The following is a 25,942-nucleotide window of genomic DNA, read 5'->3' as shown; positions in this document are numbered from 1 at the left end:
CTGAGCGCAGGCAATGCGCCCTCAGAGGCTATGGGAGGACATATGGATACGAGGCCTGAAAACCCGCCACGCGCCATTGCGGGATTGTCCGCGTATCTGTCGCAGGGGCTTATCGGTCACGCGCATCTGGTGGACTCTCTTTTGATCGCGCTGCTGGAAGGTGGTCATCTTCTTGTAGAAGGTCCGCCCGGGCTGGCGAAGACACGGGCGGTCAAATGGCTGTCAAACGCTGTCGAGGGCGGCTTTGCCCGTATTCAATGCACACCTGACCTGATGCCCTCTGATCTGACCGGAACACCGGTTTACCAGCCTCAGGAAGGCCGCTTTGAGTTTGTTCCGGGGCCGGTGTTTCACACTCTGGTGCTGGTTGACGAGATCAACCGCGCGCCACCAAAGGTGCAGTCTGCCTTGCTGGAGGCCATGGCAGAACATCAGGTTACGGTTGGAAATGAAACACATGCTCTGCCGGATCCCTTTCTAGTCGTGGCGACCCAGAACCCCATTGAACATGATGGAACCTTTCCCTTGCCCGAGGCGCAGTTGGACAGGTTTCTGCTGCATGTCGTACTGACATTGCCGGATCTGGAAACGGAACGTGAGATCCTTGATCTGGTCATCGCCGAAACCCGGAATGGGCCTCCGGACGCGCAGCGGATGACGCTTGAGGAGCTGAAGATTGCCCGTACCGAAGCCCAGTCGGTTCACGTCGCGCCAGAATTGAGGGACTATATCGTACGGCTTGTGCTTGCGACCCGTGAAGGTCCGTTTTCCGAATATATTGAACACGCTGTCTCGCCGCGTGGGTCATTGGCCCTGGCCTCGGCATCGCGCGCGCGCGCCTATCTACGGGGCCGGGATTTCGCCCTGCCTGAAGATGTCGCCGCTGTTGCGCCCGATGCGCTGGCCCACCGCATGGTGCTGACCTGGAGAGCCGTTGCAGATGGGAAAAAGCCGCGCGAATTGGTGGCCGACATTCTGAATGCGGTCGAGCCGCTGTGACGGGGGTGCTGGCACATGCGGGGGTTCGCCTGACGACCGAGGCCTTGATTGCATTGCGGCATATCGCATTGACCGACCGTGGCAACCCGACAATGACGGCCCTGCCCGGAGGATTTCTGACCCGAAAGCGCGGGCAGGGCGTCGAGGTTGCAGATGTACGCGAATATGTGGACGGGGATGACATTCGTCATTTGGATCGCGGAACAACCGCCCGCACGGGGCGTATGCATATCCGGCAGTTTCAGGAGGAACAGGACCGCGTCGCCCTATTGGTTGCGGATTTTCGTGCACCGATGTTCTGGGGCATCCAGCGGGCGTTTCTCTCAGTCGCTGCCGCCGAAGCCTTGACCCTGATCGGGTGGTTCATGGTTGAAAGCGGCGGGCGTGTTGGTCTTTTGGCGCTTACCCCCGGCGCACCCGTCATCGTTCCGTTGCGAGGGAAAACGCGCGGAATGCTGGACGTGATCGGTGGCCTGGTTCAGGCTCATGCGCGCAGTCTGACCGCGCTGCAAAAAGGTGAGGATGAAAGCTGGACGCTGGAACAGGCGCTTGCCGGCGTTGAGCGCCTGACGCCGACGGGGGCCGAGATTATCATCGCGTCTGGCTTCGATCAGCAGGGAGGCGGCTTTTCGGACGTGCTGGACCGGCTTAATCATCGCCGCACCCCCAGACTGCTGCTTGTGACCGAAAGCAAAGCGCACGAGATGCCAAGAGGCTGGTATCCGATCCGCCTTTCAGATGGGCGGCAAAAGCGGGTCTATCTGGCCCGGGCAGAGCCTTCCGGTGAACTTGCGTTTCAGAAGGTGGCAACACATCCTGCGCTTGTCCTGAATGCCAGTGACCCGGTCGAACAAACCTCTCGTCGCATTTCGTCGGTTTTCGCGGCAAGATATGTGGCATGAGTGAGAAAGCACTCTCTGAAGCCACGATGCTGGCCAGCCTGCGGGATATCCATTTGCCCGCCGAGGCCGCAGGCGGGGCGGTTGCGGAATACGCGGCTGTTCTTGGTATCTCGGCGCTGGCCTCGGTCGGCTGTGTCGCAATCTTGCGGTTGTTGAGTGTCAGGACCGCGGCAAACAGGCGGCCGGATCCACCTGATAAATCTGCTGAACAACCGGGGTGGTCCGTGGATCGCCGCAGGGTGGCTCTTTTGCACAAACTGCGCGCTCAGAATCCGAAGCGTTATGCAGAGTTGACGGGTGATCTTTATCAACCCGGCGGCGAACCGGATCTGGCGACCCTGCAAGAGGAGGTTGCGGGTCGTGTTTGAGCTTGCTGACCCCTGGATCTTGCTGGCGCTGCCATTGCCTCTTGTCATCATGCGTCTGGTCAAGCCGCGGCCGGTTTTCGAGCGGGGGTTCCCAGTTCCGGACCGCATAGGTGGAATGCTTATGGCGGCCAGCCCACAGGCTCAGGCCAGGACCCGGACTTTGGCGGACCTCCTGATTTTGTGGATCATTTGGGGGCTCATGATTTTTGCACTGTCCGGTCCGCGCCAACTGCAACCCGTCAGCGCCTTGAAAGTGTCCGGACGGGACCTTGCGATTGTTCTGGATCTTTCGGGATCGATGGTGCGGGAGGATTTTTATCTCGATGGGCACCAGATCACCCGTTTGCAGGCGGTGACCCGCGTTGGATCCGAGTTCGCCCGACGCCGCGCCGGCGACCGGGTGGCCTTGATTGTTTTCGGATCCGAAGCCTATTTCGCCACGCCTTTCACTTTCGATACAGAGGCTGTCGCGCGACGGATCCAAGAGGCCACGATCGGTATCTCGGGCCGTGCGACAAACATATCCGATGGTCTGGGCCTTGCTTTGAAGCGCCTGGCCAACAGCCAGGCGGCGTCGCGGGTCGTCATTCTGTTGTCGGATGGGGTGAACAACGCGGGCGCTACGAATCCCGGTGGCGTGGCCGAACTGGCGGCCGAGATCGGGGTGCGGGTCCATACGATTGCTCTGGGCCCGAAAGACCTGCAAAGCGCCGAACCTGGTGAGCGCGGCGTCGTCGATGCGACAACCCTGCGCGCCATTGCCGAAATTTCCGGCGGCGAAGCGTTTCGCGTCAAAACCACCGATGATCTTGTCGACGTGACTCAAGCCTTGGATCGGCTGGAAGCGACGGATAGCGCGGGCCTTACGGCCGAGGTCTACCGGTCATTTTGGACCTGGCCCGCAGCAATGGCGGCAGCGCTTGCCCTGTTGGCGGTGTGGAGGCAAGCGTGATGATTGAGCTGGATGTCACTCTGCTCAGACCGGCCTGGGGGCTTTTGTTGCCTGTCATCTGCGGGGCAGGGTGGTGGTTGCTTTCCCGTGCCGGAGGGTTCGGAGCCTGGGACAAGATCACCGACCCGCAGCTTGTCCAGGCGATGGTCGCGATCGGCCGGATCGAAGGCGGCTCCTTCCCGGTTAAACCAGCCGCCTTGCTTCTGACCGCCGGGATCGTCGCGATTGCCCTGACCGGCCCGGCAATCGAACGGCGCGACGCGCAGACCTATCGCAATCTGGATGGCGTTTTGTTCCTTGTGGATGCATCAGACAGCGTGGCGGAAGGCGACCGCTGGCCGCAACTGCTGAGCATGGGGCGTTTGGGTGTCAGTGCGCTTGGGTCCCGCCCCGGCGGCATCATCGTTTACGCGGGCGATGCCTATGTCGCCACGGATATGACCACCGATCACCGCCAATTGGGTCAAACGCTGTCGCTCATCGATGGGCAGACCGTTCCGGACAAGGGATCGCGACCCGAACGCGCGCTGGCTTTGGCGTTGCAGCGGATGGAAGAGGCGGGCATCCTGGCCGGGGACGTCGTCTTATTCACTGACGGAGACGGGCTTGGATCACCCTCATTGCAGCAGGTCGCATCGCTTGCCGCACGAGGGGTGCGCGTGTCCTTGGTGTCGGCTCACCCCACGACTGCGCAAATCCAAACCCACGCCGCGCTCGGCGGTGGTGCTGTTTTCACTTTGAACCAGTCAGATGATCTGGCCAATTGGCTGGCAGATGATGCCGTAACCCGCTTGATACGGGCGGACTATCCGGTGCTGTTCTGGCATGATCTGGGGCGGTACATGCTGTATTTCGCACTGCTCCCCCTGCTGTTTTTGTTCTGGAGGGAAGGGGCATGAGATGGTTCGCGATTGCAGGTGCCACTTGTATTGCCGTTGCCTTTGCGCTGGGCGGCGCTGCCCCTTTTGGCCGCGTCGCATTGGCAATCGGTCTGTATCCAATGGCTGCAAAGCTGTTTTCCGACCCTGACTGGCAAGGTGTTGCCTTCTACCGTGCGGGCGTTTTTGACAAAGCGGCCAGTGCTTTCGAGCGCGCCGGGAACCAGTACAACCTTGGCAATGCTTACGCCCGGACCGGCCAATTGGCCGCCGCGCTGGAAGCCTATGATCAGGCCATGGCCAGGGGAAACCTGGATGCTCAGGCGAATTTCGATGTGCTGGCCGCCTATTACGCAGGGCAGCAGATCACCCCAGAGGCGTTGAGCCTTTTCCCCGAACGCAAATCCGGCCCCAAGGCCGACAGTTTTGTCGCGCGCGGGAATGCGCGGGCGGCGGGAACCGGCAGTGAGGTCACGAACGCGAACACGATGCTGGGATTGGCGGAATTGGACAGTCGCGGGCAACTGGGCGTGCGCCGTATCTTTGATGACAAGTTCATGGTTGCCGATCTGCGCTGGCTCAATCAGCTTTCCGATGTTCCGGGTGAGTTCATGGCGGCCAGGATCGCACACGAACACAAACGCCGGGAAAAGCTTGGTCTTTCGCCGCCAGAAGCGGAGAACCCGGAATGAAGTGGCTGTTTCTGCTTCTTATTGCATTTCCGATGCAGGTTTTGGCGCAGTCGAAAACAGTGCTGCCGTCCGAGGCGTTGATCGAAGTTGCCATCGAAGACGATGCCCCGGTTCCGTTCACCCAAGAGATGGTGCTGTTGACGATCCGTGGTGTCTATCGTCGGCACATCACGCGCGAAGAACTGATCCAACCCCGCTTGGATGGGTTCAGCTGGGCGCAACTGGGTCCGGACAGCTGGTCGGAACAAAGGATCAATGGCCGGAAATACAAAGTGTTCACCCGACGGATGGCGATCTATCCTGTCGAGGCAGGCAAGCTTACAATTGGTCCGTTTGTGCACAGGTTGACCCTGACAGACGAAAATGACGACTGGTTCGAACACGAGATTCAATCAGAGCCGCTGACCATTCAGGTGGCGCAAGCCCCGGCCACCAAGGAGTGGTGGTTTCCGGTTCGCAAATTGCAGATTTCGGATCAGTGGTCGAATGCGCCGGATCAACTTGCACCGGGTGAGGGGGTCTTGCGCGTCATTCGACTGGAAGCCCTGGGCGCGACGCCCGAGATGATCCCGCCCATGCCCGAGTTGACCTCGCCTTCGGCCCTGATCTTCGCGCATCCTGAGAAACGGCTTGTCGAACTGACCCCGGAAGGGCCGGTCACCCATGCGTTCTGGCGCTGGACCATACGCCCCTCGAACGACACGTCCGGCATCGTTGAACCCTTGCAATTCAGTTACTTTGATACTGTGGCCCGTGAAACCCGAGAAGTCATCATCTCACCACAACGCATTGCCTATGGTACGGCCATCGAAGACGCAGGCCTTGGCGTCGCAGAGGCAGATGCGCCACCAGCAACGCTGTTGGGTTGGCCAATGGCCGCAATCGCCATTGTCGTTTTTCTGGCCGGTTTGGGATTGGGACTGTCCGGCCACAAACTGGCCGTTTCAAGGGCATTGCGCCGCTTTGGGGTTTTTGATCCGTTGGCCCGGGAATTGCGACGCAGTGCCAGGTCTGGTCGCGCAGACAGGCTGCGGCAAGCGGCTTCTGCCATCCTGCGCCGCGACGGCCCTTCATCCAGTCGACTCAAACACATGCAAGACTTTGACAGGCAGTATTTTGATCCCAATGCTGCGGCGCCCGATTTGAACGCGTTTGCCAGGGTCTTCCTCAGGAACCAGACCGGCTGAGTCATCAAGCATTTGTTATCTATGGTATCTTTCGCATGTCTCAAAATGAAACAGTTGAACTGATCGGGAAATGCTGTACCTTTCCTGTCGGAGGAGAAGCAATGCACATTGCGGGATGCCCTAAACCGGTGGACCAGGTGTCCAGCGTGCTTATCGTGGATGATCATCCGCTGTTCAGCGATGCGTTGGCCGCGGCATTGCAGCTGAGTTTCGAGAACTGCCGAATTGAAAAAGCCAACACGCTGAAGCAGACACTTGAAATACTTGGCGCAGGCTTCAAGCCCGATCTGATCATGTTCGATCTGAAATTGCCTGACGTAACGGGTATCTCGGGTTTTCAGCAGCTACGGCAGCGCTGTCCGAATGCGCCGGTTCTGGTGATATCGTCCCTGGCATCCGGAGAGCTGGTAAGATCTTTGCTGGACCACGGTGCGATGGGATTTCTGCCGAAAGATACGCCGGCGCAAACCCTGAAACACGCCATTCAGGAGATCACCTCTGGGCGGAGATACGTGCCCACCGAATACAACCGCGTCGAAGAGCTGAAGCCCTCCGAAAGCACCGTCTACCAATCCAGCCCCGAGCTTTCATCACTGACGCCACAGCAGGTCAAAATTCTCAAGCTTATCTGCGTGGGCCAATCCAACAAACAGATTGCCTATGAGCTGTCATTGGCAGAGGCGACGGTCAAGGCGCATATCACCGCTTTGCTGCGCCGCCTTGGGGTGCGCAACCGGACCCAGGCCGCTGTTCTGGTCGACTCGGTTGTCGCCAGACAGTCGCGACACGAACCGGAGGTCAAATCCTTTCTTCAACACTAGGGGGGACACATGCGGGATCTGGAGCATGAACCGAATTTCATTGTGATTGGCCGTTCCGATGATTTGGACCCGACGACCGCCGTTGAAGAAGCCTGCGCGGAAATCGATAGTCTGTCGTCCTGCTTTGTACTGGCCTTTGTCCCCAGCACTCTTGACCCGGCAGAGGTGTCACGTTGCCTGAACAGAAGACTTGCGGGTGTTCCAGTCTTTGGCTGCACCACCGCAGGTCAAATCACGCGATCGGGTTATGAATCGCATGCGCTTTTGCTGTTGGCCTTTCCAAAGTCCAACTTTCGGTGTTCGTCCATTTTGTTCGAGTCGCTCAGGCCGCTCAATTCAATGGAGATCGCTGCCGCAGCGCAGCGACTGGCCGAAAGATTCCGCCACACGGCGGGGTGGAACAGGCTGGCGCTGGTGTTTACGGATGGATTGTCCAAGCAGGAAGACTTGCTGGTCTCAACGCTGGAAACCGTTCTGGATGGATTGCCGATATTCGGCGGCTCTGCCGGGGACGGCCTTCAATATGAAGAGACGTTCGTTTTTCACGGTGGCAGTGCGCACAACAATGCTGCCGTCCTGTTGCTGATTGAAACCAACCTTGGTTTTCAGGGTATCGGTTTTGATCATTTCCTGCCCATCGGGTCAGAGATCATCATCACCGACGCCGACCCGGAAGAACGCGTGGTGTATGAGATCAACGGGGCGCCGGCAGCGCAGGAATATGCACGATTGGTTGGGTGTGCGGCCGAAGATCTTTCGCCACTGGTATTCGCGGAAAACCCGCTGCTTCTCAGGCAGAACCTCAATTACTATGTGCGTGCCATTCGTGAACCGATGGAGGGGGGATCCCTGTCTTTTCTAGCGGCGATCGATGACGGCCTTATCATGACATTGGGGCGCGGGAAGGAGATCATTGAAACGCTCGAAGCTGGACTGAATGTGCGCGACAACACCGGCGCGGCCCCGGATTTCATTCTTGGATTCGACTGTATTCTGCGGAAACTCGAAATCGAACAGAAGCAGTTGAGCAAACAGGTTTCGGATGTTTTGCAATCCCACCGGGTGGTTGGCTTCAACACCTACGGAGAGCAGCAATCCGGCGTTCACATGAACCAGACCTTTGTAGGGGTCGCTTTCTTTGAACCCGAAAAGCGGGAACTGAGCTGACCATGCTTAATCCGGACGACCCGCCAGAGATCCAGATATCCAAACAGGCCAAGATCATTGATGCGCTGATGCGGCGCGCCAACCGTCAGAAAGATGTAGGCCCGTCCGCCTTTCTGGCGTTTCAATCGGCGATAGAGTTGCAGCAGCAGGTGATGAAGCAGAGTCGCGATCTGGAACGCGCGACCACCGAACTTGAAAGCGCCAGGTACGAACGCGAACAAACCCGCAAGAGCCTCGTCAAGGCCCTGTCTTCCATGGAAGAAGGGTTTGCGCTGTTCACGGATGGTGAATTGAATCTGTGCAACGAGCTGTTTCAGGCGATCTTCCCTGATATGTCCGATATTGTCGGGCCCGGCCTCAGCTTGGGTCGGTTTTTTCTGTTGGTGCAGAACAGCCCCGAATTCGTATCGTCCGACAATGGCATATCGAAAATGCTGGATACGCTTGAGCGCAATTGCCATACCGGGATGGTGTCCAGCGACGTGATCGAACTGCGTGGGGATCGTTGGTATCAACTCAGCGCACAATACACGTCGCCTCAGAATGTGGTCATTCTGTTGACCGATATCACATCCGTTGTTCGCAGAAACCGTGATGAGAAAGAAACCCTTATTGACCGTCAGGAGGACTACCTTAAGGCGGTTTTCCAAAACATGAGCTCAGGCGTTTGCACGTTTTCATCAGATACGAAGATCATGATGCACAATGCGCGGTTCAGGGAAATACTGAACCTGCCGCTTTCCGTCTTGCAGGCAAATATGCCAGTGCAAACGCTTTTGGATTTGATGCGGGCGCGTGGGTTGATCAAGGCCGATGATGAACTCAGGATCGGCAAATGGCAACACGAGCTGAAAAGCCGTGGCTGGTTGCGCAAACGTGTGCGCGACGGATCAGACCGCGTATTGGACATTCAGGTCAACCAGCTGCCGGATGGTGGTTTTCTGGTCGAACTGAAAGACGTAACGTTTGAGGCACGCGCGACCGAAACCCTGGAAAACCGGGTAATGGAACGCACGGCAGAGTTGACCCATGCCAACGCCAAGCTGGTTCAGGAATACGAAGAAAAAGCGCGGGTGGAAGAGGCGCTGCGGATCGCAAAGGAACGCGCCGAAGCTGCGGTTTCTTCCAAGACGCGATTTCTTGCGGCCGCCAGCCACGACCTGCTTCAACCGATCAATGCCGCGAAACTCATGATCTCGACCCTGCTGGAGATCACGCGTGAAACCGAGCTTCATGAGATGATGGAGCGTTTGGACGGTGCGTTTGGATCTGCTGAACAACTGTTGCACTCATTGCTGGATATATCGCGGCTTGAAACCGCTGACCCGGACACGGTCTCACCGACAGAAGTTAGCCTCGCTACGATGATTGCAGGGATACAGGGCGACCAAACGCTGGTGGCCGAGAGCAAGAATGTGACGCTTGATGTGGTTCCGTGTTCGGAAATCGTGAAATCCGACCCGGTCTATCTGTTGCGCTCGATCCAGAATTTGGTCGTGAATGCCATACAGTATACCGAACCGGGTGGTCGGGTTCTGGTGGGGTGCCGCAGGCGCGGCGACAAGGTCATTTTGCAGGTCTGGGATACGGGCATCGGGATCGCACGCAAAGACCAGGAGCGCGTGTTCGAGGAATTCACGCGGGCCGAAAACGTGCCATTGGGGTCCGGCATGGGGCTGGGTTTGTCCGTCGTGGACCGCGCCTGCCGGCTGTTGGGTCACAAGTTGTCGCTGCGGTCCAAACCTGGCATAGGTTCGGTGTTCAGCATAGAGATGGACAGGGTCGAAACCGGGCCAAGCACCATCGAACCCTTGGATCTTCTGGCCAATACGGGCGACGTGCCGTTGGATTTCATCATTCTGGTGATTGAAAACGACCGTGACGTTCTTTTTGGAACAACGCAGTGGCTGGAACAGAACGGCGCCAGTGTTCTGCCGGCCCGGTCACCGAAAGAAGCGCTGCAATTCATAAAAGACATAGGAATGCCCCCGGATATCATTCTGGCCGACTATCAATTGGATGATGGGGAAACTGGCGTGATGGCCATTCACCGGATCCGAGAGATGACGCAGACTCAAGTTCCGGCGATTCTGATCACGGCTGATCGCAGCGAAGCGTTGCGCAAAGACGGATTGCGGCATGAAATTTCGGTTATGGCGAAACCGGTCAAGCTGCCTCGGCTGCGGTCTTTGATCTTCTGGAAAATACAGAATGCCCTGCACGCGCAAACGCTCAACACCGACAAAAGTCGGCGATGACATGGGGCGATTTGCCCATACTCTCATCCTTGGGAGGGCCAGGTTATGAGAAGGCTTCTTTGCGGCATCGCCGTTTTGTTTCTGAGTTTGAATGCCGTTTCCGCGGCATCGGTTGATGCCGAGCAAGCCTATGATTTGCTGTTCCAAAATGGCGTTTTGGACACAATCGAACGTGACAAGGAGTTGATTTATCAACGTACCGTCACAAACCGGATAAGACCCGATGCGGCGGAACGTGATAGTGGTCTTATCTCTCTCAGTTTTTCGGATGACGGGAACGAGATGGCCCATCTGGAATTTCGCCAAGATGACAAACACCGCGCCATGGGTGTTTTTCCGGCCAGCGTCGGCAATCCGATGATCATGGTTTTCTATGAAAGCGCCATACGGGATATGGCCGAGTCCGCCGGAGGCAGCCCGTTTTACATCCGAAATCGTATCAAGGATGCGCTGGTTCAACCTGCCGAGATCGTCGAGGGCGAGGCGGCGATTGGTGGCAAAACCATCCCCGTTCGGACCATTTTCATGCGTCCTTTCGCCGAGGATCCGAACCGCGACCGGATGCAAGGGTTCGGAGACCTGGTTCTTCGCGTCACGGTGTCCGAAGAGGTCCCGGGCTGGTATCTGAGCCTTGTGGCGGAAGCTGTTTCCGAACGTGACGGCACGGCCGTTTATCGATCGGAAATGCGGTTTGAAGGAATGCAGGAGGGTCGCGAATGAAAACGCCAGGCCAAATTAGGGAACGCGGCCGCATGACCTTTAAAGCGCTGGTCGCGGGCATTCTGGCAGCGCCCATTGCAGCGTCAGCACAAAGCGTTGCGGATCGGCTCAATGACTACCCGACCGCGGCGCGCGCGGATTACGTGTTTGCATGCATGGTCACCAACGGTCAAACCCGCGAGATGCTGGACAGGTGCTCATGCTCGATCGATTTGATCGCTTCGATCCTGCCGTATGAGCAATATGAACAGGCGGAAACTGTTCTGTCGATGCGTCGGGTCGGGGGAGAGCGTATGGCGTTTTTCAAAAGCGCGGTACTGGCCGAAAACATGGTGGCTGACCTGCGCCGGGCGCAGGCAGAAGCCGAGGTTGTCTGTTTCCGATAAACGCAGGCTCGTCCGTCAGCTGGCCGCAGCTTTGGGAAGGTCTTTTTCGAACGTGTTGCCCTCGGTATCCGTTGCCTTGACCGTCAACATGGTCGAGCCGTTGTCATTGTAGGCAAAACGGAAAGCCGGGTTTTCCGAGATCGAGATGCCGCCATCCATCGTGAACAGCAACTCATCCCCCTGCCAGACTTCGATATGGTCGATGAAATGCGCGGGGATGAACAGTTGCGTGACCTGATCGCGTTGCAGGCCGGAATAGTTCGGGTGGCGGATCATGATTTGAGCTTCTCGGCGTGATGTGGAAATCTGCGCCTCTTCCCCGAAGCTGCGCAGCTTCATCTTGCCCATGGACGCCAATGCGACCTCTGGGTCTTTGCTGGCCGGTGCCGAACAGCCGCCCGATGCTTTGACAAACCGGCCCGTCATATGAAGCCCGTCAGGCGTTTCAGCGATCACGCGGACATTCGAATATTGGTTCACGCGAACGCGCATCTCGAAATCCAACTGACCCATGGCCGGTGAAAAGCTGAAAACGCCTGCGATCGGGGCCGGGTTTTCGTCGATCACGACGGTAGCAGCGGAAATCCGGGCATCGGGATCAAGCTGTTTCAAAACGATCGGCACCGTTGCGGCATCATGCGCCCGGTAAGGGGCGTCCAGCGCAAGCAGCGTGTCCGCGTTCCCGATCTGGGCGTCGCCCACGACATCGTATTGCAGATCCTTCCAGGTTTCGCCTTCGACCAGCGGGTTTTTGATCGGCTGCTGTGCCCATGCAGGCAGGGACAGCGCAAGAGAAAGGATCGCTGCGGGTGCTAGTGCTTTGGCCATGGTGTCTCCTCAGGCAACCGGTGGCCGAGAATGTGCCACAAAATGCGGGGAAAATACATGCCGACGAAAGGCGCGGTGGTTCGGGCAGAGATCTATGCCAATGTTCCGGTCGGAGGGCTGCCATGTTTGAAGCCGTGATTTTGCTATGCGCGCAGGTTGCGACAGAGCCTTGCAGAGAACGACTTTTGCCGGGTTACGAAGCCCGATCCCAGGCTGAATGCGAGCAGAAGCTGATAACAACTCCTCCGCCGCTGTCGGATTGGCGTAGCGGCGCGCCTTTTTGCCAACCCATTGGCCAGGCTCTGGAATTTGAAGAAGCTGCGCCCGGTCTGTTCGTGCATCGCGGCTTGATAGCGGAACCCGACGCGGACAATCTGGGCGACGTGTCCAATATCGGGTTTGTCATTGGCCAGGACAGTGTCGCCGTGATTGACACGGGAACGGCACCGTGGATAGGCGAGGCTGTCTGGCGGGCCATTCGGGCCGAGACGGACAAGCAGGTCAGTCACGTAATTTTGACTCACATGCATCCCGATCACACATTGGGCACAGAGTCTTTGGCCCTTTCAGGTGCGCAGGTTGTCGGCCATGTGGGGCTGGAGCGAGCGTTGCTGGACCGGTTGGGCAACTATGTCGAAAGCCTGAGCGCCGCGATCGGCGAAAGCGCCTATGTGGGCGTCGGGCCGATTTCCGTCGACATCGCCGTCGAAACCACGCACGAGATTGATCTGGGCGGGCGTAAACTGATCCTGCGGGCCTGGCCCCGGGCACATACCGGGAATGACTTGACCGTAATGGATGCAAACACCGGCGTCATGTTCACCGGCGATCTTGTATTTCACCGGCACACCCCGGCATTGGATGGTCAACTGATCGGCTGGCAACGCGTCTTGAAACAGATGACTGGGCTTGAGGTCACCCAAATCGTGCCGGGCCATGGTGGGCCGATCCTGGCGTGGCCTGAAGGTGCCGAGGATATGATGCGCTATTTGAACGTGCTGGAAAGCGACACGCGCGACGCAATCGACAGTGGCCAGCGGTTGGGGGATGCGGTTGAAACGATCGCTCAGGAAGAAGCGGTGCACTGGGACTTGTTTGACGCCTACAACCCGCGCAATGCAACGGTCGCATTCACCGAACTTGAATGGGAATAGCCCGGTCAGCGAATGGCCCGATCCAGGTTTTTCGCTTCGTTCAGATTGGCCTGATCTGCGCCCTGAACATCAGTCAGCCGCGTTGCCGTCAAATCGGCATTCGTAAAATCGGCACCGGACAAAGTGGCCCCTGTCAGGTCAGCCCCGCCCAATGTGGCCATCGACAAATCGGCATTGGTGAAATTGGCGTTGGGCAATTTGGCAAATTCCAGATCGGCGCGGGACATTTGCGCATCAGTGAAATCCACGTCCGATCCACGAGCCGAGGACAGAACTCCGCGCATAAGCCCCATGGATTGGTTGCGCATGTCGGCCGAAAAATCCGCCCCTTTGAATACTGCCCGGTTCAGATTGGCCTTGGTAAAATCGGCGGCTGTTCTGGCGTTTGTGAAATCCGTATCGCTCAGATTCGCCTGGCTGAGCTGAGTCTGGAACAGCTCGGCCCCGACAAGAGATGCGCCTGAAAGGTTGGCGCCGATCATCCAGGATTGGCTGAGAATCGCGCCGTCCAGAGTCGATCCCGACAAATTGGTGCCGTTCAATGATGTCGCTCGCAGGATCGCGTTGCTGAAATCCAACCCGGACAAGTCGAGATTGTTCAGCCAGACCCGGGTGAAATCGGCGGGCGCGTCGGCCGTGGCAGCCGTAAGCCGGGCCACGACATCGGCGCGGGTCATTTGCGCTTGGGTCATTTTGGGCAGGGTCATGTCAACGCCGCTGAGTGGGGACTGGCCCATGGCCGAGAGGGGCGACAGCGTCAGAAAGATGATCAATACGTGTTTCATGTGTCCCTCCTTCCTCCGCCGGCGCTGCGTCAACCCTGGTCTGAGGTCAATTGTTGCAGCATTTGCGAAATCGCGAACAGGCGCCGCTCGATGATTTGCGGCGTTTCACACAGATAGGTGATCGAGCGTTGACGGTCAGAATAGATCAGCTGGTCCCAATCCAGCTGCTCCTCAAGGGCGTCGATGCGGTCATAATCAGGCGGGTCGGAAGACAGGGCCTGCTCCATTTCCACCCGGGCCAGATCAATCTTTTCCGCCATATCGATCTGCTTCAGCGAAAACTCTCCGATCCCCGCGATGATGTGCTTGCGTCTTTTGGACAAGGTGTCAAAGACGCGCTGGAACACCTGACCCAGAATATCCGGATCGCCGTTGTGACGCGCGGCAAACTCTGCAACCTGGGGCCGCAGGTCTTCCAAGTCGATCCGCCTCAGCGCCAACAGGCCAGCAATTTCATCGATGTCGGCACTGTCTTCGGTGGTTTCGCTGTCAGGGACCTGGTGCGGCCACATGAGGCCCAGCGACAGGTCCTCGACCTTGCGTTGGATGCACGGCCAGGTTGGGTCGGAAAAATCCGCTGCCAGGCCCGGGCCAGCCGCGCCGAGCCAGGCCAGAGCCATAAGTGTTAGCTTGCCGTTAGACATCGCAGCTCTCCTCCACGCGGACATCATGCATGGAATCTGCGCGCGAAGTCCATTCAACCCAATACACACCATTGTCTTAATTGTTTGAACATGGCGCTCGCCCTCATACTCGACCCAAGTTGCCGGACTACGGTTGATTCCGGTGCCATGGGAGGAAAGACAGAGATGAGAACACGCGCGGCGGTTGCTGTGGCGGCAGGCCAACCCTTGGAAATCATGGAGGTTGAACTGGATGGCCCGAAAGCAGGTGAAGTCCTGATCGAGGTCAAGGCGACCGGTCTTTGTCATACGGATGAGTTCACTCGTTCAGGTGATGACCCTGAAGGGATTTTTCCGGCAATTCTGGGTCATGAAGGCGCCGGAGTGGTTCTGGAAGTAGGGGAAGGTGTTACCAGCCTTGAGGTTGGAGACCACGTGATCCCTCTTTACACCCCCGAATGCCGTGAATGCGAGTATTGTCTGAATCCCAAGACAAACCTGTGTCAGAAAGTACGTGCCACGCAGGGTGCGGGCTTGCTGCCGGATGGGACGACCCGGTTCAGCATGCTGGACGGGACACCCATCCATCACTACATGGGCTGTTCGACTTTTGCCAATCACACCGTTGTGCCCGAGATTGCGTTGGCCAAGGTGCGCAAGGACGCGCCGTTTGACAAGATTTGCTACATCGGCTGTGGCGTCACCACCGGCATCGGGGCCGTTATCAACACGGCCAAGGTCGAAATTGGTTCACGCTGCGTGGTCTTTGGTCTGGGCGGAATTGGCCTGAATGTCATTCAAGGCTGTCGCATGGCGGGCTGTGACCAGATCGTTGGTGTCGACCTGAATGACGGCAAGGCCGAAATGGCGACTCATTTCGGAATGACCGATTTCGTGAATCCCTCGAAAGTCAGCGGCGATATCGTGGCACATCTGGTCGAACTGACCGGCGGTGGCGCGGATTATACCTTTGACGCGACCGGCAATGTCGGCGTGATGCGAACCGCTTTGGAATGCGCACACAAAGGTTGGGGAGAAAGCATCATCATCGGTGTTGCACCTGCTGGTGCCGAGATTTCAACGCGCCCATTCCAGCTGGTCACCGGCCGGTCATGGCGCGGAACCGCGTTCGGCGGTGCCAAGGGCCGGACGGATGTTCCGAAGATCGTTGATTGGTACATGGCCGGGAAGATCGAGATCGACCCCATGATCACGCACAAGCTGACACTTGATGAAATCAACCACGGCTTTGACCTGATGCACCAGGGTAAATCGATCCGCGCGGTTGTGGAGTACTGACATGGGTCTGAAAACCATCTCGCAAAACCGCAGTTTCGGAGGGGAGCAGACCGTGTACTCCCACTCGTCCGAGACCTGTGATTGCGAGATGACCTTTGCCATCTACCTGCCGCCTCAGGCCAAATCCGGGCCGGTGCCGGTGTTGTGGTACTTGTCCGGCCTGACCTGCACCCATGAAAACGCGATGACCAAGGGCGGATTTCAGGAGGCGGCGGCGGATTACGGTGTCGCGGTTGTGTTTCCCGATACATCCCCGCGTGGCGAGAATGTTGCCGACGATGACGCCTATGATCTGGGGCAGGGGGCCGGATTCTACGTGAACGCCACACGGGACCCATGGCGGGCCCATTTCAGAATGTATGACTATATCGTCGACGAGCTGCGCGGAATTGTTCTGAAGAACTTCCCAGTGCAGGATCGCCACGGGATCACGGGCCATTCCATGGGTGGACATGGTGCGATTACGATCGCGATACGCAACGCCGACAAATTCGGGTCTCTTTCGGCATTCGCGCCGATTGCGCACCCGACGCGGTCGGATTGGGGCCGCAAGCAGCTCAGCAGCTATCTGGGTGACGACGAAAACACTTGGGTCGCGCATGACGCCACGCTGCTGCTGGAAGAGCACGGCTGGAAAGGTGACCTGCTGATCGATCAGGGCGCGGATGATCAGTTCCTTGATCTGCTCAAACCCGAAGCTCTGGCCAACATGATGGCAAAGCGCCGCCAGCCCGGACAGATCAGAATCCAGGAGGGGTATGACCATTCGTATTTCTTCGTGAACAGTTTTGCGCGCGACCATGTCGAATGGCACGCGGAACGTCTCAGCCAATGAAAACAGCAAGGAAAGATTGATAGTGATCAGAACGGTATTCGCAGCAACCTGCCTCATGCTTTTCCCCGCCTTTGCAAGCGCCGAAGGCGATCCCGAAGCGGGCGAAAAAGTCTTTCGCAAGTGCAAGGCCTGCCATGCGGTGGGCGAAGGGGCTGAAAACAAGGTGGGGCCGGTGCTGAACGGTATTGTTGGACGTCAGGCCGCAAGCGTCGAAGGATTTGGCTATTCACCGGTGTTGATTTCGCTGTCCGAAGAAGGGCTGGTTTGGACACCCGAAGAACTGGACGCGTTTCTGACGAAACCGCGCGACTATGCGAAGGGGATCAAGATGACCTTCGCCGGGCTGCGAAAAGAGGACGATCGGGCCAACATCATCGCATATCTTGCGACCTTTGAGGACAGCGGGTCGTAGGAGATCGCATTGCTCTCCCACCTAAGCGACCGGAAAACCGTCGGTCGGGGCGAGCATCAACAGACACCGTAATCCGACCTGGGTGAGGTGTTGCAATGCAGAGAGAGATCGCTGCACGAAAGGGAGGAGATTGAATGAAAAATCTATCGCTTTGGACCTCCGGGATTGCCATTGCACTGGCCACCACGGCCTACGCAAATGACGACCTGGTTGCCCAGATGGAGAACGCAAAACAATGGGCGATCCAGACGGGTGACTACAAAAATCAGCGCTATTCCGAACTGGATCAGATCAACGCAGACAATGTAGGTGATCTGCAAGTGGCCTGGACCTTCTCGACCGGTGTTCTGCGCGGGCACGAGGGTTCACCGCTGGTGATTGGTGACATGATGTATGTCCACACGCCGTTCCCTAACATTGTCTATGCTCTGGATCTGGCAAATGAGGGCAAAATCGTCTGGAAGTATGAACCCAAGCAGGACCCGGACGTGATTCCGGTCATGTGCTGTGACACGGTGAACCGCGGTGTGGCTTATGCGGATGGCAAGATCTTCCTGCATCAGGCCGACACCAAGGTTGTGGCGCTTGATGCCAAGTCCGGGGATGTCGTCTGGGAAGTCCAGAATGGCGACCCGGCGATTGGTGAAACCAACACAGCCACGGTGTTGCCGATCAAGGACAAGGTCATTGTCGGTATCTCGGGTGGAGAATTCGGTGTGCGCGGGTCAGTTACGGCCTATGACATGAACTCGGGCGAGCAGGTCTGGAGGGCCTATTCCATGGGGCCGGATTCGGACATTCTTGTTGATCCGGAAAAGACCACCCATCTGGGTAAGCCGGTTGGCGCGGACTCGGGTACAAACACCTGGGAAGGCGATCAGTGGAAGATTGGCGGCGGCACCACATGGGGCTGGTATTCTGCGGATCTGGACGAGAACCTGATGTACTATGGCACGGGTAACCCATCGACCTGGAACCCGGCGCAGCGCCCGGGCGACAACCGCTGGTCCATGACCATCATGGCGCGTGACATCGACACCGGTATGGCAAGATGGTTCTACCAGATGACGCCGCATGACGAATGGGACTATGACGGCATCAATGAAATGATCCTCACCGAACAGGAAATTGATGGCGAGCAGCGCAAGTTGCTGACCCATTTTGACCGCAACGGTCTGGCCTACACCATGGACCGCGTCACGGGTGAGCTGCTGGTGGCCGAAAAATTCGACCCGGTTGTGAACTGGACAACTGGCGTCGACATGGATCCCAACAGCGAAACCTATGGCCGCCCGGCCGTGGTTGCGCAGTATTCGACGGAACAGAACGGCGAGGACGTGAACTCGACCGGTATCTGCCCGGCGGCTTTGGGCACCAAAGACCAGCAGCCGGCGTCATACGACCCGAACCTTGGTCTGTTCCTCGTGCCAACGAACCACGTTTGCATGGACTACGAGCCGTTCCGTGTCAGCTACACCGCCGGTCAACCCTATGTGGGCGCGACGCTGGCGATGTATCCTGCACCGGATAGCCACGGTGGTATGGGTAACTTCATCGCTTGGGACAACATCAAAGGTGAGATCAAGTGGTCTATACCCGAGCAGTTCTCGGTCTGGTCGGGTTCGCTGACCACCGCAGGAGGCGTCACCTTCTATGGTACACTAGAAGGTTACATCAAGGCGGTGAATACCGAGACAGGTGAAGAACTTTACAAGTTCAAAACACCTTCTGGTATCATCGGCAACGTGATGACGTACGAGCAAGGTGGCAAGCAGTATATCGGCATCCTGTCAGGTGTCGGTGGCTGGGCCGGTATTGGTCTGGCGGCTGGTTTGACCAACCCGAATGACGGTCTGGGCGCCGTGGGTGGCTATGCCGCACTCAGCGACTATACCGCGCTGGGCGGTCAGCTCACCGTGTTCGCATTGCCGAACTAAGCCAAAGATCTGGCCGGCGCGGTTCAATCGGACCGCGCCGGTTTTCACTTGAAAAGAAACGAGCGTTCCATGAACCATTCTGTACGTCTTCTGGCATCAATTCTTGCATTGTGCCTTCCTGTTGCCGCCATTGCTGACAATCTGGCAGTCGCGTATTCCGAAGATGGACGGTATTACACCGAAGACGATATCCCGACATTCAACGTGGCCGAGGATGGAACCGTGGACTGGATGACATTTTCAGGCTTCCGGCGCTATCACGCAGAATGCCATGTCTGTCATGGCCCTGATGGCGAGGGCTCGACCTATGCGCCGGCTCTGAAAAACTCAGCGTTGGAAATGGATTATTACGACTTCGTTGATATCGTCACAAATGGTCGCCAGGTGGTGAACGCCGCTGAAAACTCGGTGATGCCGGGATTTGGCGACAACCCGAATGTGATGTGCTTTCTTGATGATATCTATGTATATCTCAAAGCCCATGGATCGGGCGCGATCCCGCGTGGCCGCCCGCCCAAGAAAGAGGCGAAATCTGACGTGATCCGCGAGGATGAAGATGCGTGTATGGGCTAAGGCCTGCCTGCCGATTTTCGGACTTTGCGTCTGGCTTTGTCAGGCAGTGCCCGTGTCGGCGCAGACGTCTGACCTGGTTTCAAGAACGGCTTTTCGCGTCTGTGCGGATCCAGCCAACTATCCCGTGTCATCCAAGGATGGATCGGGGTATGAAAACAAACTGGCCGAATTGATTGCCGAAAAGCTGGAACTGCCTGTGCAATATGTCTGGTTTCCGCAGGCGACGGGCTTCATACGGAACACGCTGGCCGCCAAGCGTTGCGATGTGGTGATCGGTTATGCGCAAGGTCATGAGCTGGTGCAGAACACCAACCACTACTACACGTCCGCCTATGCGCTGATCGTGCCGATGGACAGTGATCTGGCCCAGGTGGACAGGCTGAACGATCCCATGCTCAAGGGGAAACGGATCGGGATCGTGGCGGGTACACCGCCCGCGGCTCATATGGCGCGGAACGGGCTGATCGGGCAAGCCAAGCCCTACAATCTTTTCGTTGACCGACGTGTGGAAAGCCCGGCCATCGACATGCTGGATGACCTGCAAACAGGTGAGATCGATGCGGCCATTCTCTGGGGCCCGCTGGGCGGACCACTGGTCAAGGCAGACTATCCTGATTTCAAGGTGATCCCGCTGGTCAAGGAAGAGCTGCCACCGCGCCTGTTCTATCGCATCACCATGGGCGTACGGCAGGGTGAGAAGGTATGGCAGAGACAGCTGAATTCCCTGATCCGGCGCAACCAGGACGAGATCAATTCGTTATTGGCCGAGGCCGGTGTTCCCCTGGTGAATGATCTGGGGACAGAGGTTCTGGACCTGTCGCAATGATGCGGGCAGCGGTGGCAATTGCGTTGATCTCGACTGCCGCAACAGCGCAGACAGTACCCGAACCAAGTGATTATCGCATGGATCACTACCGCGCGCCGGTGCCGGATCAGATAACCGGCGGGACGGTCATCGGCCCGGAAGAGGCATACGGCCTGTGGCAGGAACAACGCGTCGCGTTCATCGACGTTTTGCCGCAGCCGCCCAAACCCGCCAATCTGCCTGAAGGCACGATCTGGCGCGACAAGCCGCGCGACAGCATTCCGGGATCACTGTGGTTGCCCAATGTCGGCTACGGCGCAATTGCCGATGTTACGGCAGACTATTTTCGAACCGGCCTAGAAGCCAGCACCAATGGCGATATCAACCACGGTCTCGTGTTCTTTTGTCTGGAAGATTGCTGGATGAGCTGGAACGCCGCCCGACGCGCAATCGAATGGGGATACACCAAAGTCTATTGGTTCCCGGAAGGTACCGACGGCTGGGCCTTGTGGGGCTATCCGCTGGAACGGGTAGAGCCAGCCCCGGGCCAACCCGTTGCCGGAGGCGGCTGATCTAAAAACCCGCCAGTTTTTTGTGTAAATGACTGACCGTGCCGTCCGTATCCGTCATGGTCACGTCAACTGCTTGCGCCCTGCTTGGAACGGAAATGCCGACCCTTGGATTTTCGGACAGTGAAATCGACCCCGTCATCTGGACATACCCCGCGCCATCAAGATCGATATCCACGGTCTCTACATATCGCATCGGGATGAACAGCAGGGAAATCTGATCCATCTGCATTCCGGAATGCGACGGGTGATCAATGTTCAGATCCATCTTGTTGGCCCGGTTCGCCCCCAAGCTGGACAATCGTGCCCGTGTGTTCAACGCAGGGACGCGGCCCACCAGTTCGGCCTCCATCGTTCCAAGGTTTGCCAACGCCAGTTCCGGATCAGTTCCGGGAGGTGCCGCGCAGGCGCCAAGGCCCGAGGTTTTGACGAAAGTTTCTGACACCCAAAGGTGGCCATCCGTGGTTTCGGCGATGACATGTATCGGCGTGGGGCCGTTCACGCGCATGGTCACGTCGAAGTAGAAACTCGGCAATGGTTCTTCCAACTCGAACACGGCAGAAACCGGCATCGGGTTTTCGTCCAGCACCAAAGTCACCTTGGCCACTTTCGTCCCCCGAGGGGCCGCAATCTGAGCCGCCAGTTGAGCCCGCGCATCGTCGGGCGTGCGATAGGGGGCATCAATCGCGATGAACGCATCTCCGTTTTGCATCGGTCGGTCGCCATACAACATCGCTCGGACATTTTCCCATGCCTCGTTGGATGCCCAAACCGGAGCCGCCAGCACACAGAACAGGACTGCAATCAGATGAGAAACTTTCATGGTCGTCCTCCTTGCAGGAACCTGCCAAAGGCACGGGGCCCATCACAGGTTTCCATTGTTTCTAACACCGAAAGTGCCTGCGGGTCCACGATGCTGACGGTGTTGTCGAACCAGTTTGCGATGACCAGAAGATCTTCGCCCGCCGTCGCATCAATGCCTTCGGGGTATTCTCCAACATCAATCACGGCCTCATGTTCGAGCGTCTCCAGAGATATGACGCTGAGCGTATTGGCATATTGGTTCGTAACAAACGCCCGGCCGTGGGAGAAGGCGATGCCGTAAGGGCGTTCCCCGACCGGGACCGTTGCGAGGACGGAGCCGGTTTCCGCATCGACCACGCTGACATCATTGCTGCCGACATTGCCGACGAACAGACGCCCATCCGGGTCAAAACGCAGCCCGAAGGGGCGTGAACCAACCGGAATGCGGTGCAGAGGCTGAAGAGTGTCGGCATCGAAAACCGACACCTGGTCCGCGTCCTTGTCGGCCGACGCCAGAAAGCGCCCGTCTTTCGACATCGCAATACCCGCCGGGGCGGCTCCGGTGGGCAACTCGGATTGAACATTCAGAGTTTCACTGTCCAGCACCCACAGTCGGGCGTTGTACCAGTCCGAGACGAAAACCCGCCCGCGATCCTGATCCAGAGCGATTCCAATCGGCCCCCCTTCAAGCGTGACTTGCGCGACCGTTTCACCGGTCTCGGCAGACAAACGCCTGACCATCTTGCTGTCCGGGGATACGGTGAACAGCGTTTCATCCAGACCAACCGCCACACCCGCAGGCTTGCCAGGTAGTGGCCAGCGGGCCGTTTCCTGCATCCGTGCAAGATCCATCCGGCTTAGTTCCTCACCGTTCTGACAGGTGATGAATGCTGTCTGTGCCAGTGTCGGGCTGCCAGAGAGCGCCAAAAACAACATCAGCGGGTGGCTAACTTGCCGCACCGAACCGCTCGATCAACGCGTCGAGACCCGCCTGATAGACGCCGGTCACGGCGGCAATGGCGGCTTCGTCATTCAACTCGGCCGGAGGATCGTTGTTTGGATACCCGCGATAGAAGGCACCGCGCCATTCGATGATCGAACCACCTCCGTCGCGCGGTTTTACCGTCAGATGCGACGAATAGTTGGTGACTGGCAGCACCTCTACCGCGACCTCGGTGATCCGGTAGGAGTAGCTCATTTTTTCTGCGCTGTACTTGTACAGAATTTCATTGATCGTCGGCCCGCCTTCCTGGCCAAGTGTCAGCAATCGGGTCGCATCAATCTTATTGCCGCCGTTTCCTTCGGTCGCAAACACAGCCGGATGCCACGACATGTCATCAAAGTTCCCGACAACGGCCCAGACTTCCTCTGGTGAGGCTGCGACCTCGGCAGTCAGCGTGACTTTCTGCCGGGTCGGCCCGTGGGCCCAAACCAGACCCGGAACCAGCAGAGCGGCGGTTGCGGCAAGAAGAAATCGTCGATTCATTCCATGTCCTCCCTGAATGCGCAAAGCGTTGGCACACGCTGCGCGCTCGCGGCGTTTCTTCTGTCAGACCTGACATGCGAGCGCACGTCGCTGGTCACCCGCAACACCCTATGAATAATCGGTGGGTGTCGCGGGAAACCGCAGCAAGATCAACCGTATACGCGCATTCTTATAAAATAAGAATCGAGCTCAATGATGAAGCTGATAGGCTTTGTTTTACAACACGGCCAAAAGTATCGGTTCCGTTTTTCGGGGCGCTATGCCCCGGATGTTTCAACCTGAACTCTGACTTTCAGGCAACGGGAGGACATCTTGAATATTCGCCTGCTGCCGCTGCTTGCGGCGCTTCTTTGGTGTGCATCCGCGATGACCGCGGCGGCGCTGGATGTAAAGGCTGCGGTGCTGCGGATCGACTATCCGTCGCTTCTGCCGATCTCACGTTATGATCTGAAACCGGACGACCTGGGGTTTGCTGGTGCCGCGCTTGGGGATGAGGATAACGGAACTACGGGCGGATTTCTGGGACATACCTATGAAACCACCACGATGGCCGTTCCGCCGGAAGAGGTCGACGCCGCAATGGACCAGATCCTTGCGGGAGGCGTGCGCCTGATCGTCCTTTTGGCCAAGGCGCCTGACATGTTGCGCCTGACGGACAAGGCGGCAGAGTCCGGGGCGCTTGTTTTCAACGCGTCTGCACCTGATGTCGATCTTCGCGACGCAAACTGCCGGGGCAACCTGCTTCATATCGCCCCGTCCCGCGCCATGAAGGCCGATGCGGTTGCACAGTTTGCCGTCTGGAAGAAATGGCGCGATTGGTTCCTGTTGGCGGGATCCAACCCCGAGGATGTCCAGCTTGCGGACGCGTATCGCCGCGCAGCCAACAAGTTCGGCGCGAAGATTGCCGAAGATCGGACCTTTGCGGATACCGGGGGATCTCGCAGAACGGATTCCGGTCATGTTCTTGTTCAGCGCCAATTGCCATTGGACACGCAGGATGCGCGAGACCATGACGTTGTGATTGCCGCTGACGAAACCGATTATTTCGCGCGCTATCTGTCCTATCACCTTTGGACCCCGCGCCCCGTGATGGGGTCAGGCGGCTTGCGCCCAACGACGTTTCACGGCGCGCATGAGGCATGGGGCGCGACCCAGTTCCAGACCCGTTTCGAGGATCTGACAGGGCGCTATGTCCGCCCCGAAGACTACAACACCTGGCTTGCACTGCGCGTGATCGGCGAGGCCGTGACCCGTGCCAGTACGGCAGAGCCCGAAGGTGTTCGGGATTATGCTCTGTCGGACGAGTTTGAGCTTGCCGCATTCAAAGGGCAGAAAGTGACATTCCGCGATTGGAACGGGCAGTTGCGTCAGCCGATCCTTCTGTATGACGGGTCGATCACTGTCAGCGTCAGTCCGCAAGAGGGGTTTCTGCACCAGGTCTCACCGCTCGATACGATGGGATTGGATCGAGCGGAATCCAGCTGTCGCGCATTTGAGTAAACGGAGGTATTGATGAAACGACTGTTGTTGACCGTTGCCTGTGCTGCGCTGACTGCGGGTCCCGTGTTTGCGGGCAAGGCTTTTGTCTCGAACGAGCGGGGCAATACGATTACCGTGGTTGATACCGAAACCTGGGAAGTGATCACCGAATTTCCAGGCGGCAACCGACCGCGCGGGATCACCGTCAGCCCGGATGGCGGCACGCTATATGTCTGTGCCTCGGATGACAATATCATCCGGGTATTTGATACAGAGACCTATGAGGAACTTCCCAGTTTGCCCTCTGGTCCGGACCCCGAACTTTTCATTCTCGAACCCTCGGGCAAGCGGCTCTATATCGCCAATGAGGACGACAATCTGGTGACGGTCACCGACACTGAAACCCGCACCATTCTGGCCGAGGTTCCGGTCGGCGTCGAGCCCGAGGGCATGGGGATCAGCCCCGACGCCAAGTTCGTGGTCAACACGTCCGAGACCACCAACATGGCGCATTTCATTTCCACCGAGGATTATTCCATCAAGCATAATGTCCTAGTCGACCAGCGCCCGCGCTATGCCCAGTATACAGCGGATGGAAAGCGCCTGTTCGTGACATCGGAAATCGGCGGAACCGTCACTGTCATGGACATTGCAGAAGACGGAACGCCGACGGTTGTCGGCAAAATCAGTTTCGAAGTGGCGGGCGTGCAGCCGGAATGGCTGCAGCCCGTCGGTGCCAAGGTGACTTCGGACGGCAAACGTCTGTTCGTTGCTTTGGGGCCTGCAAACCGGGTTGCCGTCGTTGACGCGCAAAGCCTTGAAGTTCTGGACTATATCCTGGTGGGGCAGCGGGTCTGGCAGTTGGATTTCACGCCGGACAAAAAATATCTGCTGACCACAAATGGTAATTCAAACGACATCACAATCATTGATGTGGCTGCAGAGAAAGCCATCAAATCAGTACAGGTCGGTCAACAGCCCTGGGGCGTGGTGACCATTGACTGAAGTTCTGGGAGGGACGGG

The 25,942-nt window shown here is 57.8% G+C and carries 28 protein-coding genes; 22 read left to right on the top strand and 6 right to left on the bottom strand.

What is annotated here, in order from left to right; translation table 11 throughout:
* The first annotated feature begins 42 nt into the window (after positions 1–42).
* The 12 genes from GOW04_RS09770 to GOW04_RS09715 all read left to right on the top strand — a co-directional run bounded on the left by GOW04_RS09770 (position 43) and on the right by GOW04_RS09715 (position 11,330).
* Positions 43–999: a MoxR family ATPase gene (locus tag GOW04_RS09770; protein WP_171232394.1), complete on the top strand. Its 957-nt coding sequence runs from the start codon at positions 43–45 to the stop codon at positions 997–999.
* Positions 996–1,901: a DUF58 domain-containing protein gene (locus GOW04_RS09765; RefSeq protein WP_371814380.1), complete on the top strand. Its 906-nt coding sequence runs from the start codon at positions 996–998 to the stop codon at positions 1,899–1,901. Before GOW04_RS09770 ends, GOW04_RS09765 begins: the two co-directional genes overlap by 4 nt.
* Positions 1,898–2,269: a hypothetical protein gene (locus GOW04_RS09760; RefSeq protein WP_171232393.1), complete on the top strand. Its 372-nt coding sequence runs from the start codon at positions 1,898–1,900 to the stop codon at positions 2,267–2,269. Before GOW04_RS09765 ends, GOW04_RS09760 begins: the two co-directional genes overlap by 4 nt.
* Positions 2,262–3,221: a VWA domain-containing protein gene (locus GOW04_RS09755; RefSeq protein ID WP_171232392.1), complete on the top strand. Its 960-nt coding sequence runs from the start codon at positions 2,262–2,264 to the stop codon at positions 3,219–3,221. The genes GOW04_RS09760 and GOW04_RS09755 overlap by 8 nt, the downstream gene beginning before the upstream one ends.
* Entirely contained in the window at positions 3,221–4,120 is a 900-nt protein-coding gene (locus tag GOW04_RS09750; protein WP_171232391.1) for a VWA domain-containing protein, read from the top strand. Before GOW04_RS09755 ends, GOW04_RS09750 begins: the two co-directional genes overlap by 1 nt.
* Complete coding sequence (locus GOW04_RS09745; protein ID WP_171232390.1) at positions 4,117–4,791, top strand: tetratricopeptide repeat protein; 675 nt, start codon at positions 4,117–4,119, stop codon at positions 4,789–4,791. The genes GOW04_RS09750 and GOW04_RS09745 overlap by 4 nt, the downstream gene beginning before the upstream one ends.
* On the top strand, positions 4,788–5,978 hold the full coding sequence (locus GOW04_RS09740; RefSeq protein ID WP_171232389.1) for a BatD family protein: 1,191 nt from the start codon (positions 4,788–4,790) through the stop codon (positions 5,976–5,978). The genes GOW04_RS09745 and GOW04_RS09740 overlap by 4 nt, the downstream gene beginning before the upstream one ends.
* Positions 5,979–6,079: 101 nt before the next feature.
* Positions 6,080–6,799: a response regulator transcription factor gene (locus GOW04_RS09735; RefSeq protein ID WP_171118293.1), complete on the top strand. Its 720-nt coding sequence runs from the start codon at positions 6,080–6,082 to the stop codon at positions 6,797–6,799.
* 9 nt (positions 6,800–6,808) lie between these two features.
* Positions 6,809–7,966 carry an FIST N-terminal domain-containing protein gene (locus GOW04_RS09730; RefSeq protein ID WP_171232388.1) on the top strand — a complete coding sequence of 386 codons (1,158 nt, stop codon included), beginning with the start codon at positions 6,809–6,811 and terminating at the stop codon, positions 7,964–7,966.
* A 2-nt stretch (positions 7,967–7,968) separates the two neighbouring features.
* Positions 7,969–10,224, top strand: a complete 2,256-nt coding sequence (locus GOW04_RS09725; protein ID WP_171232387.1) for a PAS-domain containing protein — start codon at positions 7,969–7,971, stop codon at positions 10,222–10,224.
* Positions 10,225–10,269: 45 nt separating this feature from the next.
* The gene (locus GOW04_RS09720) at positions 10,270–10,944 is read left to right on the top strand and encodes a hypothetical protein (protein ID WP_171229305.1); all 675 of its coding nucleotides are present in this window, start codon (positions 10,270–10,272) and stop codon (positions 10,942–10,944) included.
* A gap of 32 nt (positions 10,945–10,976) precedes the next feature.
* Positions 10,977–11,330, top strand: coding sequence for a hypothetical protein (locus GOW04_RS09715; protein WP_171229304.1), 354 nt, complete (start codon positions 10,977–10,979; stop codon positions 11,328–11,330).
* Between the two features lie 15 nt (positions 11,331–11,345).
* Here GOW04_RS09715 and GOW04_RS09710 read toward each other — a convergent pair whose 3' ends face one another.
* Entirely contained in the window at positions 11,346–12,158 is an 813-nt protein-coding gene (locus GOW04_RS09710) for a quinoprotein dehydrogenase-associated SoxYZ-like carrier (protein ID WP_171232386.1), read from the bottom strand.
* A 122-nt stretch (positions 12,159–12,280) separates the two neighbouring features.
* Here GOW04_RS09710 and GOW04_RS09705 point away from each other — a divergent pair, with 122 nt between their 5' ends.
* Positions 12,281–13,312 carry a quinoprotein relay system zinc metallohydrolase 2 gene (locus tag GOW04_RS09705; protein WP_171232385.1) on the top strand — a complete coding sequence of 344 codons (1,032 nt, stop codon included), beginning with the start codon at positions 12,281–12,283 and terminating at the stop codon, positions 13,310–13,312.
* 5 nt (positions 13,313–13,317) lie between these two features.
* On the opposite strand, the gene GOW04_RS09700 is transcribed toward GOW04_RS09705, so the two are convergent.
* On the bottom strand, positions 13,318–14,097 hold the full coding sequence (locus tag GOW04_RS09700) for a pentapeptide repeat-containing protein (protein WP_171232384.1): 780 nt from the start codon (positions 14,095–14,097) through the stop codon (positions 13,318–13,320).
* 29 nt (positions 14,098–14,126) lie between these two features.
* The gene (locus tag GOW04_RS09695) at positions 14,127–14,741 is read right to left on the bottom strand and encodes a hypothetical protein (protein WP_171232383.1); all 615 of its coding nucleotides are present in this window, start codon (positions 14,739–14,741) and stop codon (positions 14,127–14,129) included.
* A 165-nt stretch (positions 14,742–14,906) separates the two neighbouring features.
* Here GOW04_RS09695 and GOW04_RS09690 point away from each other — a divergent pair, with 165 nt between their 5' ends.
* The 7 genes from GOW04_RS09690 to GOW04_RS09660 all read left to right on the top strand — a co-directional run bounded on the left by GOW04_RS09690 (position 14,907) and on the right by GOW04_RS09660 (position 21,153).
* The gene (locus GOW04_RS09690; RefSeq protein ID WP_117873003.1) at positions 14,907–16,019 is read left to right on the top strand and encodes an S-(hydroxymethyl)glutathione dehydrogenase/class III alcohol dehydrogenase; all 1,113 of its coding nucleotides are present in this window, start codon (positions 14,907–14,909) and stop codon (positions 16,017–16,019) included.
* Between the two features lies 1 nt (position 16,020).
* The gene (fghA, locus tag GOW04_RS09685) at positions 16,021–16,854 is read left to right on the top strand and encodes an S-formylglutathione hydrolase (RefSeq protein WP_217356914.1); all 834 of its coding nucleotides are present in this window, start codon (positions 16,021–16,023) and stop codon (positions 16,852–16,854) included.
* Positions 16,855–16,909: 55 nt separating this feature from the next.
* A complete protein-coding gene (locus tag GOW04_RS09680) occupies positions 16,910–17,266 on the top strand; it encodes a cytochrome c family protein (protein WP_171232382.1) in 357 nt (118 codons plus the stop codon).
* 134 nt (positions 17,267–17,400) lie between these two features.
* Positions 17,401–19,203 carry a methanol/ethanol family PQQ-dependent dehydrogenase gene (locus GOW04_RS09675; protein WP_171118316.1) on the top strand — a complete coding sequence of 601 codons (1,803 nt, stop codon included), beginning with the start codon at positions 17,401–17,403 and terminating at the stop codon, positions 19,201–19,203.
* 69 nt (positions 19,204–19,272) lie between these two features.
* The gene (locus tag GOW04_RS09670; RefSeq protein ID WP_171118318.1) at positions 19,273–19,776 is read left to right on the top strand and encodes a c-type cytochrome, methanol metabolism-related; all 504 of its coding nucleotides are present in this window, start codon (positions 19,273–19,275) and stop codon (positions 19,774–19,776) included.
* The gene (locus tag GOW04_RS09665; RefSeq protein WP_371809338.1) at positions 19,760–20,602 is read left to right on the top strand and encodes a substrate-binding domain-containing protein; all 843 of its coding nucleotides are present in this window, start codon (positions 19,760–19,762) and stop codon (positions 20,600–20,602) included. Before GOW04_RS09670 ends, GOW04_RS09665 begins: the two co-directional genes overlap by 17 nt.
* Positions 20,599–21,153, top strand: coding sequence for a PQQ-dependent catabolism-associated CXXCW motif protein (locus tag GOW04_RS09660; protein ID WP_171232380.1), 555 nt, complete (start codon positions 20,599–20,601; stop codon positions 21,151–21,153). Before GOW04_RS09665 ends, GOW04_RS09660 begins: the two co-directional genes overlap by 4 nt.
* 1 nt (position 21,154) lies before the next feature.
* Here GOW04_RS09660 and GOW04_RS09655 read toward each other — a convergent pair whose 3' ends face one another.
* From GOW04_RS09655 to GOW04_RS09645, 3 genes are read right to left on the bottom strand one after another with little or no spacing between them, the layout of a single operon-like run.
* Positions 21,155–21,973, bottom strand: a complete 819-nt coding sequence (locus tag GOW04_RS09655; RefSeq protein WP_171118325.1) for a quinoprotein dehydrogenase-associated SoxYZ-like carrier — start codon at positions 21,971–21,973, stop codon at positions 21,155–21,157.
* Positions 21,970–22,914 (bottom strand): YncE family protein, encoded by a 945-nt coding sequence (locus tag GOW04_RS09650; protein WP_371814378.1) that lies wholly within the window; start codon positions 22,912–22,914, stop codon positions 21,970–21,972. Before GOW04_RS09650 ends, GOW04_RS09655 begins: the two co-directional genes overlap by 4 nt.
* Positions 22,901–23,440 (bottom strand): SRPBCC family protein, encoded by a 540-nt coding sequence (locus tag GOW04_RS09645; protein WP_171118329.1) that lies wholly within the window; start codon positions 23,438–23,440, stop codon positions 22,901–22,903. Before GOW04_RS09645 ends, GOW04_RS09650 begins: the two co-directional genes overlap by 14 nt.
* A gap of 366 nt (positions 23,441–23,806) precedes the next feature.
* Between GOW04_RS09645 and GOW04_RS09640 the strand changes: the two genes are divergently transcribed.
* Positions 23,807–24,940, top strand: coding sequence for an ABC transporter substrate-binding protein (locus GOW04_RS09640; protein WP_171232478.1), 1,134 nt, complete (start codon positions 23,807–23,809; stop codon positions 24,938–24,940).
* Positions 24,941–24,952: 12 nt separating this feature from the next.
* Complete coding sequence (locus tag GOW04_RS09635) at positions 24,953–25,924, top strand: YVTN family beta-propeller repeat protein (protein ID WP_171232379.1); 972 nt, start codon at positions 24,953–24,955, stop codon at positions 25,922–25,924.
* The last annotated feature ends 18 nt before the right edge of the window (positions 25,925–25,942 follow it).

It is taken from the genome of Ruegeria sp. HKCCA4812 (assembly GCF_013034245.1).
Taxonomy (GTDB): domain Bacteria; phylum Pseudomonadota; class Alphaproteobacteria; order Rhodobacterales; family Rhodobacteraceae; genus Ruegeria.
The sequence above is the reverse complement of the archived record's forward strand: the minus strand, read 5'-3'. Positions and strand labels throughout refer to the sequence as shown.

Excerpts from the sequence above, each read along its gene's own strand:
- GOW04_RS09770 (WP_171232394.1), top strand. The coding sequence starts at position 43 with ATGGATACGAGGCCTGAAAACCCGCCACGCGCCATTGCGGGATTGTCC.
- GOW04_RS09760 (WP_171232393.1), top strand. The coding sequence starts at position 1,898 with ATGAGTGAGAAAGCACTCTCTGAAGCCACGATGCTGGCCAGCCTGCGG.
- GOW04_RS09750 (WP_171232391.1), top strand. The coding sequence starts at position 3,221 with ATGATTGAGCTGGATGTCACTCTGCTCAGACCGGCCTGGGGGCTTTTG.
- GOW04_RS09745 (WP_171232390.1), top strand. The coding sequence starts at position 4,117 with ATGAGATGGTTCGCGATTGCAGGTGCCACTTGTATTGCCGTTGCCTTT.
- GOW04_RS09740 (WP_171232389.1), top strand. The coding sequence starts at position 4,788 with ATGAAGTGGCTGTTTCTGCTTCTTATTGCATTTCCGATGCAGGTTTTG.
- GOW04_RS09735 (WP_171118293.1), top strand. The coding sequence starts at position 6,080 with ATGCACATTGCGGGATGCCCTAAACCGGTGGACCAGGTGTCCAGCGTG.
- GOW04_RS09730 (WP_171232388.1), top strand. The coding sequence starts at position 6,809 with ATGCGGGATCTGGAGCATGAACCGAATTTCATTGTGATTGGCCGTTCC.
- GOW04_RS09725 (WP_171232387.1), top strand. The coding sequence starts at position 7,969 with ATGCTTAATCCGGACGACCCGCCAGAGATCCAGATATCCAAACAGGCC.
- GOW04_RS09720 (WP_171229305.1), top strand. The coding sequence starts at position 10,270 with ATGAGAAGGCTTCTTTGCGGCATCGCCGTTTTGTTTCTGAGTTTGAAT.
- GOW04_RS09715 (WP_171229304.1), top strand. The coding sequence starts at position 10,977 with ATGACCTTTAAAGCGCTGGTCGCGGGCATTCTGGCAGCGCCCATTGCA.
- GOW04_RS09710 (WP_171232386.1), bottom strand. The coding sequence starts at position 12,158 with ATGGCCAAAGCACTAGCACCCGCAGCGATCCTTTCTCTTGCGCTGTCC.
- GOW04_RS09705 (WP_171232385.1), top strand. The coding sequence starts at position 12,281 with ATGTTTGAAGCCGTGATTTTGCTATGCGCGCAGGTTGCGACAGAGCCT.
- GOW04_RS09700 (WP_171232384.1), bottom strand. The coding sequence starts at position 14,097 with ATGAAACACGTATTGATCATCTTTCTGACGCTGTCGCCCCTCTCGGCC.
- GOW04_RS09695 (WP_171232383.1), bottom strand. The coding sequence starts at position 14,741 with ATGTCTAACGGCAAGCTAACACTTATGGCTCTGGCCTGGCTCGGCGCG.
- GOW04_RS09690 (WP_117873003.1), top strand. The coding sequence starts at position 14,907 with ATGAGAACACGCGCGGCGGTTGCTGTGGCGGCAGGCCAACCCTTGGAA.
- fghA (WP_217356914.1), top strand. The coding sequence starts at position 16,021 with ATGGGTCTGAAAACCATCTCGCAAAACCGCAGTTTCGGAGGGGAGCAG.
- GOW04_RS09680 (WP_171232382.1), top strand. The coding sequence starts at position 16,910 with ATGCTTTTCCCCGCCTTTGCAAGCGCCGAAGGCGATCCCGAAGCGGGC.
- GOW04_RS09675 (WP_171118316.1), top strand. The coding sequence starts at position 17,401 with ATGAAAAATCTATCGCTTTGGACCTCCGGGATTGCCATTGCACTGGCC.
- GOW04_RS09670 (WP_171118318.1), top strand. The coding sequence starts at position 19,273 with ATGAACCATTCTGTACGTCTTCTGGCATCAATTCTTGCATTGTGCCTT.
- GOW04_RS09665 (WP_371809338.1), top strand. The coding sequence starts at position 19,760 with ATGCGTGTATGGGCTAAGGCCTGCCTGCCGATTTTCGGACTTTGCGTC.
- GOW04_RS09660 (WP_171232380.1), top strand. The coding sequence starts at position 20,599 with ATGATGCGGGCAGCGGTGGCAATTGCGTTGATCTCGACTGCCGCAACA.
- GOW04_RS09655 (WP_171118325.1), bottom strand. The coding sequence starts at position 21,973 with ATGAAAGTTTCTCATCTGATTGCAGTCCTGTTCTGTGTGCTGGCGGCT.
- GOW04_RS09645 (WP_171118329.1), bottom strand. The coding sequence starts at position 23,440 with ATGAATCGACGATTTCTTCTTGCCGCAACCGCCGCTCTGCTGGTTCCG.
- GOW04_RS09640 (WP_171232478.1), top strand. The coding sequence starts at position 23,807 with ATGACCGCGGCGGCGCTGGATGTAAAGGCTGCGGTGCTGCGGATCGAC.
- GOW04_RS09635 (WP_171232379.1), top strand. The coding sequence starts at position 24,953 with ATGAAACGACTGTTGTTGACCGTTGCCTGTGCTGCGCTGACTGCGGGT.